Genomic DNA, 15,726 nt, shown 5'->3' with positions numbered 1-15,726 from the left:
TGATGAGTTGCACATGCCTGCCTTGTTTGTCCGTTATCGGGTGTTCTGGATTGTTCTGCTGATCGTCATCGGCTTGCTGTTGAGCATGCTGGTGGCCGGGCGTTATGCGCAGAATCAGGCCTGGAAGGACCGCAGCGTTGAAGCGCGGGATCAACTGCAGTTGTATGCCCAGTCGGTACACGCGCTGGTTGAACGGTTCCGTTCGGTGCCAGAGGTATTGGCGCTCGACAGCGACATTAAAACCTTGCTGCGTGCGCCCAAAGATCGCCTGCTCCGCGAAAAACTCAATCAGCGTCTCGAACGGCTCAACCTGGCCGCCGGTTCCAACGTCTTGTATCTGCTGGATATGCGCGGGCAAGCGCTGGTGGCGAGTAACTGGCGGGACTGGAGCAGTTTTGTCGGCAACAATTACGCCTTCAGGCCGTATTTTCAGGATGCGCTCAAGCAGTCTGCCGGGCGTTTTTTTGCCGTTGGCGTGACCACCGGAATTCCCGGCTATTTCCTTTCGCATGCGGTGCACGATGACGATGGCAGCGTAATCGGCGTGCTGGTGGTCAAGCTTGAGTTCGAGCAATTGCAGCGTGAGTGGGCAGGGCAGAGCGGCGTGTTGTTGGTGGCTGACGGCTATTCAGTGGTGATTCTGAGTAACCGCCCGGCCTGGCGTTTCCGTTCGCTGCAGCCGCTGAGTGACAGCGTTCGCAACGAGCTGGTGGAGGTGCGCAAGTATGCCGAACAGGCACTCAAGCCCTTGCCCAGCACCTTGCGCCAGCAGATTGATAACGACGCCCAGCGGCGCACAGTAGATGGCCCGGATGGTCAGCGTGACTACCTGTGGCAGAGCTTGTTGATGCCCGAAGAAGGCTGGACGCTGCACTATCTGGTCGAGCCTTCGAGTTTTGACGAGAGCATTCGCAGCTATCGGCTTGCCGCCGCCGGCGTGTGGATGACCCTGGTATTTTTGCTGCTGTATCTGTTTCAGCGGCGCAAGAATCAGCGTTTGCAGATCGGCATTCGCGAACGCCTGGAGCGCGAAGTGGAGCTGCGCACCGCCGAGCTGCATGAAGCGCAGGAAGGTCTGGTACATGCCGCCAAAATGGCCGCGCTGGGGCAGATGTCGGCGGCAATGGCCCACGAAATCAACCAGCCTCTCACAGCCATGCAGATGCAATTGGGCAGCCTGCGCCTGTTGCTCGATAGCGGTCGCCAGGCAGATGTACATGAAGGGCTGCAACGTATTGATGGGCTGTTGCAGCGTATGGCCGGGCTTACCGGACACCTGAAAACTTTTGCGCGCAAGAGTCCGTCCGGGCTTAAAGAGCGCCTGCGCCTGGATGATGTGCTGGAGCAGGCCCTGCAATTACTCGCCCCACGCATGCGCAGTGAAAATGTGCAGCTCAGACGCGAGACAGACGACAACGTAATGGTCATGGGCGATGCCATTCGTCTTGAACAGGTGTTGCTCAATCTGCTGCATAACGCCCTCGATGCGCTTACGGATCAAGCGCATCCGCAGCTGTGGATAACTATTGCGCAGGAGGGCGAACACGCTGTTTTGCGGGTTGAGGACAACGCCGGCGGGATTAGCAGCGATCAACTCGCGCAGGTTTTCGAGCCCTTCTTCACCACCAAGCCAGTGGGCCAGGGGCTGGGTCTCGGTCTGGCGGTTTCCTACGGAATCGTGCGTGAAATGGGCGGTACGCTGGAGGCGGCAAATGGCGCGGCGGGCGCTGTGTTCACCCTCAAACTGGCAGCCGTCTCCTGAGTTGACTGTGACTGATTGCGCCGGGCAGATGATTTTCGCACTAGAGAATTTTGCGGTTGGCGATACACTGCGGCCGGTCAGTCAGGAGGTGATATGAGCGGTCAGGTTTTGGTAGTCGATGATGAAGCGGCAATCCGTGATGCGGTTCAGCAGTGGCTGGAGCTGTCCGGCTTCGAGGTCACTGCCTGCGCCAGCGCGGCCCAAGCCCTGAATCTGGTCGATCGCGAATTTAGCGGCGTGGTCATCACCGATGTACGCATGCCGGGCACCGATGGTTTGCAGTTGCTGGATAAACTGCTCGCCCAGGATGCTGACCAGCCGGTGATCATGGTCACCGGCCATGGTGATGTGCCGATGGCGGTTGAGGCCATGCGCAACGGCGCTTACGACTTCATCGAAAAACCTTTCACCCCGGAACGCCTGCTCGACAGCGTGCGCCGGGCTGTGGATAAACGTCGGTTGGTGTGTGAAAACCGCGAATTGCGCCAGCAGTCGGCGTTCAAAAACCGCATAGAAAGCCAGTTGCTGGGCGTTTCCAAACCGATGGTCAACTTGCGTCGGCAAATCCTCGAGCTGGCCGGAACCTCGGTCAATATTCTCATTCGCGGCGACACCGGTAGCGGCAAGGAACGCGTTGCGCGTTGCCTGCATGACTTCAGTCCACGCGCCGACAAGCCGTTTGTTGCGCTCAACTGTGCGGCGATTCCAGAGCACTTGTTCGAGAGCGAATTATTCGGCCACGAGAGTGGCGCTTTCACGGGCGCCCAAGGCAAGCGCATTGGCCGCATCGAGCATGCGCACGGCGGAACCCTGTTTCTCGACGAGATCGAGAGCCTGCCGCTGGCCCAGCAGGTCAAGCTGTTACGCGTGTTGCAGGAGAAAAGCCTTGAGCGCTTGGGCTCCAACCGCAGTATTCAGGTTGATCTGCGGGTCATCAGTGCGGTCAAACCCGACTTGCTTGACGAGGTCAAAGCCGGACGTTTCCGCGAAGACTTGTACTATCGCCTGAATGTCGCGGACTTGCAGTTGCCGCCGCTGCGCGAGCGGCGGGAAGACATTCCGCTGCTGTTCGAGCACTTCGTTCAGGCGGCGGCCGTGCGCCATGAACGCGCGGCACCGGCGCTGGCCTCCAGCGAACTGGCGCGGTTGCTGGGGCATGACTGGCCCGGCAATGTGCGCGAGTTGATCAACGCGGCAGAGCGTCATGCGCTGGGGTTGAGTGCGCCGGCCGAGCACGTCGAGAGCAGCTCGCTGGCCGAGCAGATGGAAGCATTCGAGGCGCAGTGCCTGCACAACGCATTGCTCAGTTGTCAGGGCAACATCAATCAGGTGATGGACATGCTGCGTCTGCCGCGGCGCACCCTGAATGAGAAGATGCAACGTCATGGGTTGCAGCGCAGCACCTATCGCCCGGCTGGCAGCGTGGATGACGAATAGGCGGATTTTTGCCTATGGGATTTTTCGTATAAGCGGTTTTCCGCCTGACATGGCTGGTTTTTCAATCGAGATGGCTCTAGCACGGGTGTTTAGCCGCTTGGCACGGCATCTGCTATAGCTTTACTCAGGCCGGTGCATCTGCGGCCACGAACAATAACGATCACAGGCCTGTATTCAATGCACAGGTAGTCGCCTGTCCGGTGACGTGCTGACTGATCGTCTACATTGAAAACTCTGCATAAAGCCATAACAACGACGGAGCTTCTTCCATGCGAATGACCAAACGTTTAAGCCTATTTGCTGCTGCCGCAACGCTGACTGCCAGCACTGCCGTACTCGCGGCGCCGACATTCATCAACATCCTCACGGGCGGCACCAGCGGTGTTTATTACCCGATTGGCGTTGCGCTGTCGCAGCTCTACAGCAATGGCATCGAAGGTTCGAAAACCTCCGTACAGGCCACCAAGGCATCGGTTGAAAACCTCAACCTGTTGCAAGCCGGTCGCGGCGAGCTGGCCCTGGCTTTGGGTGACTCGGTTGCGGATGCCTGGGCAGGCGTGGAAGACGCGGGCTTCAAGGCGCCGCTGAAAAAGCTGCGTGCAATCGCCGGTACTTACCCGAACTACATCCAGATTGTTGCCAGCAAAGAGTCCGGCATCACCACGCTGGCTGACCTCAAAGGCAAGAGCATTTCGGTGGGCGCACCCAAGTCCGGTACCGAACTCAACGCCCGTGCAATCTTCAAGGCCGCTGGCCTGAGCTATGAAGACATGGGCAAGGTTGAATTCCTGCCTTATGCCGAGTCGGTTGAACTGATCAAGAACCGTCAGCTGGATGCCACCCTGCAATCTTCGGGTCTGGGCATGGCGGCGATTCGTGACTTGTCTGCAACTCTGCCAATCAACTTCGTTTCGGTGCCAGCCGACGTTGTCAGCAAAATCGGTAACGACGCCTATCAGGCTGCTGTGATCCCGGCCGGTACTTACGACAACCAGACAGCTGATGTGCCGACTGTGGCCATCACCAACATTCTGGTCAGCCACGAAGGCGTGTCGGAAGAGACTGCGTATCAGATGACCAAGCTGATGTTTGAAAACCTCGACCGTCTGGGCAACGCCCACGCTGCGGCCAAGGACATCAAGCTGGAAACTGCTGCCAAGAACCTGCCGATCCCTCTGCATCCAGGTGCTGAGCGCTACTACAAAGAAGTTGGCGCGCTGTAAGCATCGTTTGCCGAAAGTGACCGGGTGGCTGTTGCCGCCCGGTCCAAAGCAGCCTTGGCGCGGCCACTCCGCACTTGGGCTAATCGCAACAACCGATGCAGCCGAACATGCTTAACGTGTGATTGGTATCGGCTGCAGACGTTTTGCAGAGGGAGCCTAATAAAGCCAGTGCCGCCTGGGCAGTCGGTTTTGTTAGCACCTCTATCGCAGTAGCAATATTGAGAGTGTTTGCGCCATGAGCGAGCAAAACCAGGGCCTGTCCGCCAACCCCGGCGAGTGGCCAAAAGCGCTGTTTATCGTAGCGCTGCTGTTCTCTGTTTTTCAGATCATCACTGCCGCTTTTCACCCGGTTTCAAGCCAGGTGTTGCGCGCCGTTCACGTTGGCTTCTTGTTGCTGACGGTGTTCATCAGTTTCTCTGCCACTGGCAAGGGTCGCCCTTGGCAACCGCTGGCCTGGCTGCTGGGTTTGGCCGGTATGGCGACGGCGGCGTATCAATGGATTTTCGAAGCCGACCTGATTCAGCGATCCGGCGACCTCACCAGCATGGACATGTTTGTCGGCCTGGTGCTGGTGTTCTTGGTGTTCGAAGCCGCGCGCCGGGTTATGGGCATCGCCTTGCCGATTATTTGCGCGCTGTTTCTGGCTTACGGCCTGCTTGGCCAATACTTGCCAGGTGATTTGCAGCACCGTGGCTATGAGATCGACCAGTTGGTCAATCAGTTGGCCTACGGTACTGAAGGCCTGTACGGCACGCCGACCTATGTGTCTGCGACCTATATTTTCCTGTTCATCCTGTTCGGTGCGTTCCTCGAACAAGCCGGCATGATTAAGCTGTTCACTGATTTTGCCTTGGGCTTTTTCGGCCACAAGCTCGGTGGCCCGGCCAAGGTGTCGGTGGTGTCATCTGCATTGATGGGCACCATCACCGGTTCCGGAGTTGCCAACGTGGTAACCACCGGCCAGTTCACCATTCCGCTGATGAAACGCTTCGGTTATCGCCCGGCTTTTGCCGGTGGCGTCGAGGCGACTTCCAGTATGGGCAGCCAGATCATGCCGCCGGTGATGGGTGCGGTTGCGTTCATCATGGCTGAAACCATTAACGTGCCGTTCTACGAAGTTGCCAAGGCGGCCTTGCTGCCGGCCATTCTGTATTTCGGCTCGGTATTCTGGATGGTGCATCTGGAAGCCAAGCGGGCCAACTTGCTGGGACTGCCGAAAGATCAGTGCCCGGATCCGTGGGCCGCGGTAAAAGCCCGCTGGTATCTGCTGATCCCGCTGTTCATTCTGGTTTACCTGCTGTTCTCGGGCCGTACGCCGTTGTTCAGCGGTATGGTCGGCTTGTCGCTGACAGCGATTGTGATTCTTGGCTCGGCGATCATCATGCGCGTCTCGTCACTGGGCCTGCGGATTGCCTTCTGGATTGCCTTGGGTCTGCTCTGCGCCGGCTTCTTCTCGATGGGCATTGGTGTGGTGTTTGGCGTCGTGGCGTTGCTGGTGGCCATCTGCTGGTTCATCAAGGGCGGCCGTGAAACGCTTACCGTCTGCCTGCATGCGCTGGTTGAAGGGGCTCGTCACGCAGTGCCGGTGGGGATTGCTTGCGCACTGGTCGGGGTGATTATCGGGGTGGTTTCCCTGACGGGCGTGGCGTCGACCTTTGCCGGTTACATTCTGGCCATCGGTCAGGACAACCTGTTCCTGTCGCTGGTGCTGACCATGCTTACCTGTCTGGTGCTGGGCATGGGTATTCCGACCATCCCCAACTACATCATCACCAGCTCGATTGCCGCCCCCGCGCTGCTGGATCTGGGCGTGCCGTTGGTGGTGTCGCACATGTTCGTGTTCTATTTCGGCATCATGGCTGACCTTACGCCGCCGGTAGCGCTGGCTTGTTTTGCGGCGGCGCCGATTGCCAAAGAGACTGGTTTGAAGATCAGCCTGTGGGCGATTCGTATCGCGATTGCCGGCTTCATCGTGCCGTTCATGGCGGTTTACGACCCGGCGCTGATGATGCAGAGCGATAGCTGGCTGGCGATTATTTATGCGCTGTTCAAGGCCGGCGTGGCGATTGGTTTGTGGGGCGTGGTGTTTACCGGCTACCTGCAATCCAAGCTGCCGTGGTGGGAGCGCGTGCTGGGCTTCGCTGCAGGGGCCAGCCTGATTCTGGCAACCCCGGCGAGTGACGAGATCGGCTTTGTGCTGGCGGCATTGTTCTTCTTTGCGCACTTCTGGCGTTCGCGCCGCAGTCAGGCGGCTACTGCATGATTGGTTTGTGCATGGGGCTTGCGGGCGCGGTCTGGGCGCAGTTGCCAGTCAGCGAATTTACCCTGGCCTGGAAGCACACAATTGAGCATATCCGCTGGGAAGAGGATTACCGCGTGACCGCCGAGGGTTTGCAACTCGGCGAGGCGCGGGTACGAGGTTCTGGTGCTGGCATGGAAATCCCTGCCGATGCCGAACTGCGTGAGGGCAGCTGGCATTACCATCGCCAGCTTCCACCCTTGCAACCCTTGCGCTTGGGACGAACTCCCGAGGCCGGGGATTACCAACTGTGTTTTAACCAACGTTGCCAGGCGGCAAGTAAATGGCTTGGCCCGCCAAAAGCGAGCCAGCCGGCGTTGGAACTCTGGAGTTGTGAGTTCGACTCCCCTGCAGCGAAAGGTGCAGGCAAGGGCTGACATGTCGGCCTGCTCCCGGCGCCACAAGCACCGGTATACTGTTGAATCGAACCCCCATTCGGCTGCCGCCTATGGGGGTTTTGTTCGTCTGCGACGGGACGTTTTCAGGGCGCTGAACAGGCCCGCTCATTAAGGGATTTGATCGTGAGTGATTTGAGTTACACCACTTATTACCTGCAAATGCTCAGCCCGCAGCAACTGCGCAGCAAACCGCTGCCGACAGCACTGAGCATCGTCGAGTGTGAGTTCAAGCAGTATCAACTCAACCGGTTTCTTTATCAGCTGGTGGGTGAGCCGTGGCAGTGGACCGACAAGCTGGTGTGGACGCCCGAGCAGTGGCAGGCGTTGGTCAATGCCGATAATCACCGCACTTGGGTGGCGTATTACCGGGGCGCGATTGCCGGTTATTACGAGCTGCAAATGACCGGGGACGGCGACGTTGAGATTCTCTACTTTGGTTTGGCCGAGGCGTTTTTCGGTCAGGGCTTCGGCGGCCCAATGCTCAGCCATGCCTTGCAGTCCGCGTGGAACTGGCCCGGCGTGAAACGCGTCTGGGTGCATACCTGCACGCTCGATCATCCCAGTGCGCTGAGCAACTATCAGGCGCGCGGGCTTGAGATCTATAAACAAGAGCTGACGACCGAAGCGGCGCAGTGATGTGCTCTGGCTGAAGGCGCGATAGACTGGCTGGGTTATTAACCAATGATCCACCGGAGCATGTTATGTCTACACGGAGTCGCAAAACACTGATTCTCGGGCTGGTCTGTCTACTTCCTACACTGGCGAGCGCTGCGCCTATCCTGCCTGGTCTGTGGGAAGTCAGCACAGACAAGATGGAGGTAGATGGTAAAGCGATGCCGGGCATGGAAGAGATGTTCAAGAAGGTTAAGCAAATGCCGGATGAGCAGCGCAAGGTGATGGAAGACATGATGAAGCGCCAGGGCGTCCGACTTGGCGAGAAGGGCATTCAGGTGTGCATGAGCGAGGAGCAGGTGAACGCCAATCATCTGCCGCTGCTGGACACCAATTCGGGCTGCTCGCAAAACATCACCGAGCGCACCGACAAAGTCTGGAAGTTCGAATACCTGTGCCCGAATACCCGCGGTGAAGGCGAAACCCACTTTGCCAGCAAGAAGGCCTTCACCACCAAAGTGAAGACCCACTTCCAAACCGAGAACGGCGAGAAAGACGGCTCCATCGAATCGAGCGCCCGTTGGGTCGGTGCCGATTGCGACACCCTGGCGCCTCGATAAAACCCGGTCAGTAAAGGTCGCGTCGATAGCGCCCGCTCAGGCTCAGCTGGCTCAGCCGTTCAGGCCCCAGCAACTCGCGCAGGCAGCTGTCGACGCCGCGACCAAGCTTTTCCAGGCTGCCGCAGACATAGATTGCCGCGCCCTGATTTAGCCAGTATTCCAGCGTCTCTGCGTTCTCGCGCAGGGCGTCCTGCACATAACGCAGCCGCTCACCGTCGCGTGAAAATACCCGGTCCAGCCGCTCAAGGTGGCCGCTGCGCTGCCAGCCCGTAAGTGTCTCATCGAACAACGCGTCATGCGCGCGCTCGCGCTCACCCATGATCAGCCAGTTGCGTGACCGCGCACCTGCAGCGCGTTCGTGCAGGTGCGCGAGCAACCCTGCCAAGCCACTGCCGCTGCCGAGCAGAATCATCGGTACTTCCGGCGCCGGGCCGTGAAATCCGGGATTGCGGCGGATGCGCAGATCAATCCATTCACCCAGGTTAGCGTGACGACACAGCCAGCCGGAGCCGAGCCCGAGGCGCCCGTCGGCCTGATGTTGTTCGCGCACCAGCAAATCGATGCGACCCTGCGCATGGCTGGAGGCGATTGAGTATTCACGGTGAGCCAGCGGTTTCAGGTTGTCGATCAACTGTTCGACGCTGCCTTCGGGCAGATGCTGCCCGGGCGCTGGCAAGTGATGGCGACTGAGCACCTCAGCCAGGCTCTGACCGTCACCCAAGGGCGTGTCTGCGGCCATGCCCAAGCCTTGCAGGTATTCAGCCACATGCTCGGCTGAATGCCGTGGGCCAATCTCGACAATATCTCCGGCCTGCCACTCGGCGGAGTCGGCACCTTGCAGGCTCAGATGATGAATCGGCGCGGCGCTGCTTCCGGGATTCAGGCACGTGCGCCGGACCAATTGCCAAGGCCGATAATGCGCCGGCTGCCAGTCGACAAAATCACTGTTGGCGCTCAGGTGCGCCAGTTGCTGCTGCCAGTGGCGCAAAGTGCCGGGGTCGAGATTATCCACTCTGAGCAGGTCGAATAACGGTTCGGCGCCGCGTGCTTGTAAGCGCTGCTGCAAACGTTCACCCAGCGCACAGAACTGTGCGTACTGGCTATCACCCAACGCCAGAATCGCGAACTGCAGGTTGGCCAGTGACGAGGTTTTTGCAAACAGCTCGTGCTCGAAACGCACGGCGTTATCCGGCGCTTCGCCCTCACCGTAGGTACTCACGACCAGCAACAGGCGCTGCGCAGCAGACAATTGCTCAAGGTTGATCTGGTTAAGGGGCAGGCACTGCGCCGCCACCTTGCTTTCAATCAACTGCGCACAACTGCGCTCGGCAATCTGTTGCGCCTGACCGCTCTGGCTCGCATAGGCAACCAACAGCGTGTCGGCATTGCTTGCTTCGGGGCGAGCGCGGCGGTGCTGCCATGCGCATTGCGCACATAGCGCCAGATACACCAGACAAATGAGCAGCGCAGATATTTCGCGCGCCGGCTGCAGCCACAGTAAAGCTGCCGCGAGCAGCAGGCTGACAGGTACAGGCCAGCGACGAAGGATGGAATGAGCGATCAAGGCGGGCCGCTTAAACTGGAGGATGAAAAAGAAGGCGCCGCTGTCGTCTTGGCCGACAGCGGCGAGGCAGACTTAAGGCGCCAGCACTTCCAGCGTGGCGCTGTAGGACGCGCGGCGCTCGGTGGCGGGTGCTTTAACCCCGTCTTTGCTGCTCAGCTCAGCTTCGAGCCAGTACATGCCCGCTTCGGGCCAGGTGATGCTGATTTTGCCGTCGGCATCGCTGGTGGTTTTGATTTCACCCAGATGATCACGGTAGCGGTTGCCGCCGGGAATCACACTCACCGCAACGTCTTTGGCCGGCTTGCCATCGAGCAGCAAAGTGAACTCGGCCGCTTCACCAGCGAACAGATCGTTGGGGTGAGTGATCGGCGCCAGTTCCAAGCCGACACCGGTGGTTTTCAGCACGGTTTCAGTTGGGTTGCCCGAGGTCACGAACACTTCCATGCGGTTGCTGTTCTGCGCCACTTTGAGGTCTTTGGCGTCGCTCGGAACCTGCTTGGCGAAGTCTGCTTCCTTACCCATCCAGCGGCGCTTTTCACCGTTCTCGGTGTAGCTGGCAAACAGGCCACTGTTGGCGATGGCCAGCTTGTAAGTCCCTTTCTGGGTGAGGTGAACATCGAAGGTGCTGCGGTAGCGGCCGATGTTGCCGTTTTCAGCTTTGATGCTGCTGCCGTCCGGCGCCAGCAGTTGCAGTTCAGCAGCCGGGCGTGGGCGCATGCCTGGTGGGCCACCGGCTTTACCGGTGTCGAGTTTGCCGATACCGGCAATGCGCAGCGGGAAGTGCTCGAAGTAGAACAGGTCGTTGGAAACAGCGGCATCAACGGTGACCCACGGATCTTCGCCGGATAAAACCGTCGCTGAAGGCAGCATCCAGGCGCGGTGGGCTTGTGCGCTGAGTGGCAGGCAAACAGCAAGGGTCAGGGCAGTCCATTTGACGATGGGGTGCATGGCAAGCTTCCTTAGAATGGCGTATTTCAGGGATCGGCGGGTTAAGGGGTCAGGGTCAGGTTGATCTGGCCCAACTCGGTTTTGCCTTTGCTGTTGCTCTCGGCGCGTTCCTGCGGCGGCCAGGTAAATGGCAGGCGCAGCAATTCGCGGCCACCCACCTCGCGGGCAGCCTCCACAACAACGCGATACTCGCCCGCAGGCAAGTTATTGAAAGGCGCATCGGCGCTGTTGAAGGTCAGTGATTGCTTGCCGACAGCGCGGGTTGCCCCGCTTACACCATCAATCGGCATCTCCAGGCTGCGACCGCTACGGCGCCACCATTGGCGCAGGTCTTTGAGCCATTTTTCGCCTTCTTTGTCCTTGAGTTTCTCGTCGTACCAGACTGCCAGATTAGCGACGTGCTTCTGGTTCGGCTGCTCCAGCCAAATGGCGACATAGGGGCGATGGTATTCGGCGACCTGCAAGCGCGGGATTTCTACATCCAGTTTTACTTCGGCGGCCATTACCGGGGCGCTGAGTAGCGCGCAGAAAGGCAGGAGCAAGCGTTTCGACATAGCAATGTCCTTATTAGTGGATAAACAGCAGCGCCAGTAACACGGGGATTACCAAGCCCAGACCCAGCATCGGCCAGGTTGTGGGTCGGTTACTGGCATAGCGCTTGAGTAACAGCAGGCCGCTGAGGCTGAACACCACGCACAGCCCAGCGAAAATATCGATAAACCAAGACCAGACAGCACCGGTATTGCGGCCTTTGTGCAGGTCGTTGAGGTAGGCAATCCAGCCGCGATCAGTGCGCTCGTACTCCAGCTCGCCGGTCTGGATATCCAGGCTCAGCCAGGCGTCACCACCGGGGCGGGGCAGGCCGATATACAGCTCGCTGTCCGACCATTCTGCCGTGCGGCCATCCAACTGCACCGGCAACTCGGCCTGCAGCCACTGCCTGAGCGCCAGCGGTATTCCTGTGCTGGGCATATCAGCCAGTAATGTGGCTTGCAGCTCGGCTGGGAGCTCGGCGTGGTGGCTGGTGATTGTCGGTTTGGCTTCTATCTGCGCGGCGTGATTGAGGGTGATGCCGGTGATGGCAAACAGCAGCATGCCGGCCAGGCACAGGGCAGAACTCAGCCAGTGCCATTGGCGCAGCGTACCGAGCCAGGGAAGAGCGCTCATAAAGTTCACATTACGAAGAGAATGAGAACGATTCTATAAAGTTTTTAATGCAAATGGGAAACCTTTACAAAATCTATACGTTGCCGGCCCTGCACTCATGCGTATCTGAAGCCTGCGGTTTTAAAGGGTGAAAGGCACGAATCTGTGATGGGACAGGGCGAAACTTTCGGAGCGTATTTAAATGATAATACTTCGCAATTGTATTGACGAAGAACAGCTGGGCTGTAAACATATAATGATAACCATTATCAATAGTGCTGGGTGGTCCAGGCTGTCTTGGGTGCCCTGAGGTGCTGCGGACGGCTGTAGAACATCCAGATTTCCTGGAAGGGGAGTTCTGTGTTGTCGTACAAGACCCGTTTGGCGCTGGCCATCGCTGCAACAATCAGCTGCACTCATGCATGGGCCGAAGATCAGGCAAGCGTCACGCTCGAAGCGCAGACCGTTGTGGGCAGCACCGCCGCCGAAGATCCTGATAGCTACAAACCAGTCAGCAGCAGCGCGGCGACCAAGCTCGATCTGACGCCACGGCAAACGCCGCAGTCGATGTCGACCATCCCCGGTGCGCAGCTACAGGACTTCCAGTTAGACAGTGTTAACGATGCCCTCAAATACACCACCGGGATTCAGGTGGAAGAAGTTGAAACCGACCGCACCTATTACACCGCGCGCGGTTTTGATATCACCAACTTTCAATACGACGGTATTGGTATTCCGTTTGTTTACGGCAACGTCGAAGGTGATCTCGACACCGCCATGTTCGAGCGGATTGAAGTGGTGCGCGGCGCCAACGGTTTGATGTCCGGCACCGGCAACCCGTCGGCCACCATCAACTTCATCCGCAAGCGCCCGACCTTTACCCCGCAAGCATCGATCGATCTCACCGCCGGTTCCTGGGACAAGCGGCGCATCGATGTCGACGCCTCGGGTGCGCTGACTGATTCGGGCAATATTCGTGGGCGAGTGGTCTACGCCAACGAAAACAAGAACTCCTATCTCGACCGCTATTCGCGTGAGAAGAACGTTTTTTACGGAATCATCGAGGCAGATGTTGATGAGCGCACGATGTTCAGCATCGGCCACACCCTGCAAAAGAGCGACGCCAACAGCCCGATGTGGGGCGCTTTGCCACTCAATTTCAGTGATGGCTCGCCGACCAATTACGACGTATCGACCAGCACCGCAACCGACTGGGCTTACTGGGACAATCAGGAAAACCGCAGCTTCGCCGAGTTGGTTCACCGTTTCGACAACGGCTGGCAAGCCAAAGGCGTGCTCACCTATGTCGAGAAGACCAGCGATGGCTCGATGTTTTATGTCTACGGCGAACCTGATCGCGATACCGGGCTGGGTTTGTTCAGCTATCCGTCCGAGTACAACGAGAAGAACAAGCAGCTGATCGCAGACGTGTACGCCAACGGCCCGTTCATGCTTGGCGGTCGACAGCACGAGCTGGTGGTCGGCGCCAGTTGGTCGAAATCCGAGCTTGAGGATCTGTCGTGGTACGACTCCACTACCGGCACCGCATTGCCGCCACTGGAAAGCTGGAATGGCGACTATGCCAAGCCACTGAATGACGCCGGAAGTGCCGGCAGTGACTTCACCGACAAGATGAAGAGCGCCTATTCAGCGGCGCGTTTCAGCCTGGCAGACAGCTTGAGTCTGATTGTCGGCGCGCGTGCGATTGATCTCGATAGCGAAGGCGAGAACTACGGTGACAGCAAGGCCACCAGTGAGAACAAAATCGTCCCGTATACCGGCGTGGTGTACGACCTTAACGATGAGTATTCGGTGTACGCCAGTTACACCGAGATATTCACTCCGCAAACCAAAGAAACCTTTGCCGGTGACCGACTCGACCCAATCGAAGGGGTTAACTACGAAGCCGGTATCAAGGGTGAGTTGTTCGACGATACGGTGAATGTTTCGTTCGCCGTATTCCGCACCGAGCAGGACAATATTGCCGAAGTGGCCGGAATGAGCGGCGCGACCACCTATTACTCAGCCGCCGAAGGGATTACCAGCGAAGGATATGAGCTGGAGGTTTCTGGCGAACTGCTACCTGGTTTACAGACCACCGCCGGCTACACCTTTGTTGATATCACCGACGCCGATGACCGCCATGCGGTGACCTACGCGCCCAAGCATATGGTGCGTGCATCGACGACGTATCGGGTGCCCGGCATCGACAAACTCAAGGTCGGTGGCAGCCTCAGCTGGCAGGACGAAATTTACAACGGCATTGCCGAGCAGGACAGCTACGCACTGGTCAATCTGATGGCCAGTTACGAGATCGACGAGCACTGGAACGTCTCGGCCAATCTCAACAACCTCACCGATGAAAAGTACCTGACCAGCCTGTACTGGACGCAGGCCTATTACGGTGCCCCACGTAACGCCAGCATGACGGTCAGCTGGAAATACTGAATACCGGCGCCCCGCAAGCGGCATTGCGGGGCGCGGCTTATGGGATAGTTTATGCGCGCAGCACTGGTTCGTTTACACCGCTGGTTTGGCTTATTCATCGCGGTGTTCCTGATTGTCTCCGGCCTGACCGGCGCGATCATTTCCTGGGATCACGAGATCGACGAGTGGCTTAACCCCACGTTGTTCAAGTCCACCACGGTGGGCACCCCACAATCGCCGCTGGAGTTGGCCGATCAACTGGAGGCGCGCGACCCGCGTTTGCAGGTCGGCTTCATGCCGCTGTACACCGAGCCCGGCCATGCCTTTGGCATGAGCGTTAACCCGCGCGTCGACCCGGCCACCAACAAAGCCTATGAGCTGGGCTTCAACCAGCTCGCGCTCGATCCGGTTACAGCGCAAGAGCAGGGCAAGCGCATGTGGGGTGCGGTGTCGTTGACCCGCGAAAACCTCATGCCGTTTCTCTACAAACTGCATTACAGCATGCATATTCCCGATGGCTTTGGCATTGAACTGGGCGTGCTGCTGTTCGGGATCGTGGCGATAGTCTGGACGCTGGATGCCTTTGTTGCGCTGTGGTTGTCGTTCCCCAGTTGGCGCGCGTGGCGCAAGTCGTTGGCGTTTCGTGTGCGTCAGGGCGGCTACAAGCTCAACTTCGATCTGCACCGCTCGGGCGGTGTGTGGATCTGGCTGCTGTTGCTGGTGCTGGCAGTTACGTCGGTGTCGATGAACCTCAATGTACAGGTAACCCGGCCGCTGGTTGAGCTGTTCTCGCCGCTTACACCGAGCCCGTTTGCCAGTCGCACACCGGTGAGTCTCGATCAGCAGGTATCGCCTGCGATCAATCGGGCGCAGGTGGTTGCGCGGGCCAGCAGCGATGCCCCTGAGTTGGGGATCACCAACCCGGCGGGCGGGGTGTTCTATTCGCCGGAGTTTGATGTGTATGGCGTCGGCTTCTACACCGCCGAGAATGATCATGGCGATGGCGGGCTGGGCAATCCGTGGCTGTATTACGATGGCCAGACTGGCGAGCCGGTGGGTCACTCGATTCCGGGCACCGGCAGTGCCGGGGATATTTTCATGCAGGCACAGTTCCCGCTGCATTCAGGGCGGATTCTCGGCATGCCGGGGCGTATTCTGGTGTCGGTGATGGGCTTGGCGGTTGCCGGCCTATCCATCACCGGGCTGGTGATCTGGGCCAGAAAGCGCCGTTCGCGGGTGTTCGGTCGCGAACGCCGCAGTGTGCTGAAGCAGGCCATCAGCTAGCGCGTT

The 15,726-nt window shown here is 58.7% G+C and carries 13 protein-coding genes; 9 read left to right on the top strand and 4 right to left on the bottom strand.

From position 1 onward, the window contains the following. Nucleotides 1-13 precede the first annotated feature (13 nt). From BM395_RS13025 to BM395_RS12995, 7 genes are all read left to right on the top strand, one after another. Nucleotides 14-1,762 (top strand): sensor histidine kinase, encoded by a 1,749-nt coding sequence (locus tag BM395_RS13025; protein WP_090512715.1) that lies wholly within the window; start codon nucleotides 14-16, stop codon nucleotides 1,760-1,762. 93 nt (nucleotides 1,763-1,855) lie between these two features. Continuing rightward, on the top strand, nucleotides 1,856-3,199 hold the full coding sequence (locus BM395_RS13020; RefSeq protein WP_069900010.1) for a sigma-54-dependent transcriptional regulator: 1,344 nt from the start codon (nucleotides 1,856-1,858) through the stop codon (nucleotides 3,197-3,199). Between the two features lie 269 nt (nucleotides 3,200-3,468). Next, the gene (locus BM395_RS13015; protein WP_069900009.1) at nucleotides 3,469-4,422 is read left to right on the top strand and encodes a TAXI family TRAP transporter solute-binding subunit; all 954 of its coding nucleotides are present in this window, start codon (nucleotides 3,469-3,471) and stop codon (nucleotides 4,420-4,422) included. Between the two features lie 235 nt (nucleotides 4,423-4,657). After that, nucleotides 4,658-6,685, top strand: a complete 2,028-nt coding sequence (locus BM395_RS13010) for a TRAP transporter permease (RefSeq protein WP_069900008.1) — start codon at nucleotides 4,658-4,660, stop codon at nucleotides 6,683-6,685. Continuing rightward, nucleotides 6,682-7,098, top strand: a complete 417-nt coding sequence (locus BM395_RS13005) for a DUF1850 domain-containing protein (RefSeq protein ID WP_069900007.1) — start codon at nucleotides 6,682-6,684, stop codon at nucleotides 7,096-7,098. Before BM395_RS13010 ends, BM395_RS13005 begins: the two co-directional genes overlap by 4 nt. Before the next feature lie 180 nt (nucleotides 7,099-7,278). After that, complete coding sequence (locus BM395_RS13000; RefSeq protein WP_090512713.1) at nucleotides 7,279-7,755, top strand: GNAT family N-acetyltransferase; 477 nt, start codon at nucleotides 7,279-7,281, stop codon at nucleotides 7,753-7,755. Between the two features lie 65 nt (nucleotides 7,756-7,820). Then, nucleotides 7,821-8,351: a DUF3617 domain-containing protein gene (locus tag BM395_RS12995; RefSeq protein ID WP_090512466.1), complete on the top strand. Its 531-nt coding sequence runs from the start codon at nucleotides 7,821-7,823 to the stop codon at nucleotides 8,349-8,351. Between the two features lie 7 nt (nucleotides 8,352-8,358). On the opposite strand, the gene BM395_RS12990 is transcribed toward BM395_RS12995, so the two are convergent. The 4 genes from BM395_RS12990 to BM395_RS12975 form a co-directional block, all read right to left on the bottom strand. Beyond that, nucleotides 8,359-9,915 (bottom strand): sulfite reductase subunit alpha, encoded by a 1,557-nt coding sequence (locus BM395_RS12990; protein ID WP_090512464.1) that lies wholly within the window; start codon nucleotides 9,913-9,915, stop codon nucleotides 8,359-8,361. Nucleotides 9,916-9,987: 72 nt separating this feature from the next. After that, nucleotides 9,988-10,863 (bottom strand): DUF4198 domain-containing protein, encoded by an 876-nt coding sequence (locus BM395_RS12985; protein ID WP_090512461.1) that lies wholly within the window; start codon nucleotides 10,861-10,863, stop codon nucleotides 9,988-9,990. A 41-nt stretch (nucleotides 10,864-10,904) separates the two neighbouring features. Further along, a complete protein-coding gene (locus tag BM395_RS12980; RefSeq protein ID WP_090512459.1) occupies nucleotides 10,905-11,417 on the bottom strand; it encodes a DUF2271 domain-containing protein in 513 nt (170 codons plus the stop codon). A gap of 13 nt (nucleotides 11,418-11,430) precedes the next feature. Then, nucleotides 11,431-12,030, bottom strand: a complete 600-nt coding sequence (locus tag BM395_RS12975; RefSeq protein WP_090512457.1) for a PepSY-associated TM helix domain-containing protein — start codon at nucleotides 12,028-12,030, stop codon at nucleotides 11,431-11,433. Nucleotides 12,031-12,369: 339 nt separating this feature from the next. Here BM395_RS12975 and BM395_RS12970 point away from each other — a divergent pair, with 339 nt between their 5' ends. Both BM395_RS12970 and BM395_RS12965 read left to right on the top strand, forming a co-directional pair. Further along, entirely contained in the window at nucleotides 12,370-14,457 is a 2,088-nt protein-coding gene (locus BM395_RS12970) for a TonB-dependent siderophore receptor (RefSeq protein WP_090512455.1), read from the top strand. Between the two features lie 51 nt (nucleotides 14,458-14,508). Further along, complete coding sequence (locus tag BM395_RS12965) at nucleotides 14,509-15,720, top strand: PepSY-associated TM helix domain-containing protein (RefSeq protein ID WP_090512452.1); 1,212 nt, start codon at nucleotides 14,509-14,511, stop codon at nucleotides 15,718-15,720. Nucleotides 15,721-15,726: the final 6 nt, after the last annotated feature.

Source organism: Pseudomonas marincola, assembly GCF_900116605.1.
Classification (GTDB): domain Bacteria; phylum Pseudomonadota; class Gammaproteobacteria; order Pseudomonadales; family Pseudomonadaceae; genus Aquipseudomonas; species Aquipseudomonas marincola.
This window is presented reverse-complemented; position numbering and strand designations above follow the sequence as displayed.

Coding starts and splice junctions, on each gene's coding strand:
- BM395_RS13025 (WP_090512715.1), top strand. CDS start 14: ATGCCTGCCTTGTTTGTCCGTTATCGGGTGTTCTGGATTGTTCTGCTG.
- BM395_RS13020 (WP_069900010.1), top strand. CDS start 1,856: ATGAGCGGTCAGGTTTTGGTAGTCGATGATGAAGCGGCAATCCGTGAT.
- BM395_RS13015 (WP_069900009.1), top strand. CDS start 3,469: ATGCGAATGACCAAACGTTTAAGCCTATTTGCTGCTGCCGCAACGCTG.
- BM395_RS13010 (WP_069900008.1), top strand. CDS start 4,658: ATGAGCGAGCAAAACCAGGGCCTGTCCGCCAACCCCGGCGAGTGGCCA.
- BM395_RS13005 (WP_069900007.1), top strand. CDS start 6,682: ATGATTGGTTTGTGCATGGGGCTTGCGGGCGCGGTCTGGGCGCAGTTG.
- BM395_RS13000 (WP_090512713.1), top strand. CDS start 7,279: ATGCTCAGCCCGCAGCAACTGCGCAGCAAACCGCTGCCGACAGCACTG.
- BM395_RS12995 (WP_090512466.1), top strand. CDS start 7,821: ATGTCTACACGGAGTCGCAAAACACTGATTCTCGGGCTGGTCTGTCTA.
- BM395_RS12985 (WP_090512461.1), bottom strand. CDS start 10,863: ATGCACCCCATCGTCAAATGGACTGCCCTGACCCTTGCTGTTTGCCTG.
- BM395_RS12980 (WP_090512459.1), bottom strand. CDS start 11,417: ATGTCGAAACGCTTGCTCCTGCCTTTCTGCGCGCTACTCAGCGCCCCG.
- BM395_RS12975 (WP_090512457.1), bottom strand. CDS start 12,030: ATGAGCGCTCTTCCCTGGCTCGGTACGCTGCGCCAATGGCACTGGCTG.
- BM395_RS12965 (WP_090512452.1), top strand. CDS start 14,509: ATGCGCGCAGCACTGGTTCGTTTACACCGCTGGTTTGGCTTATTCATC.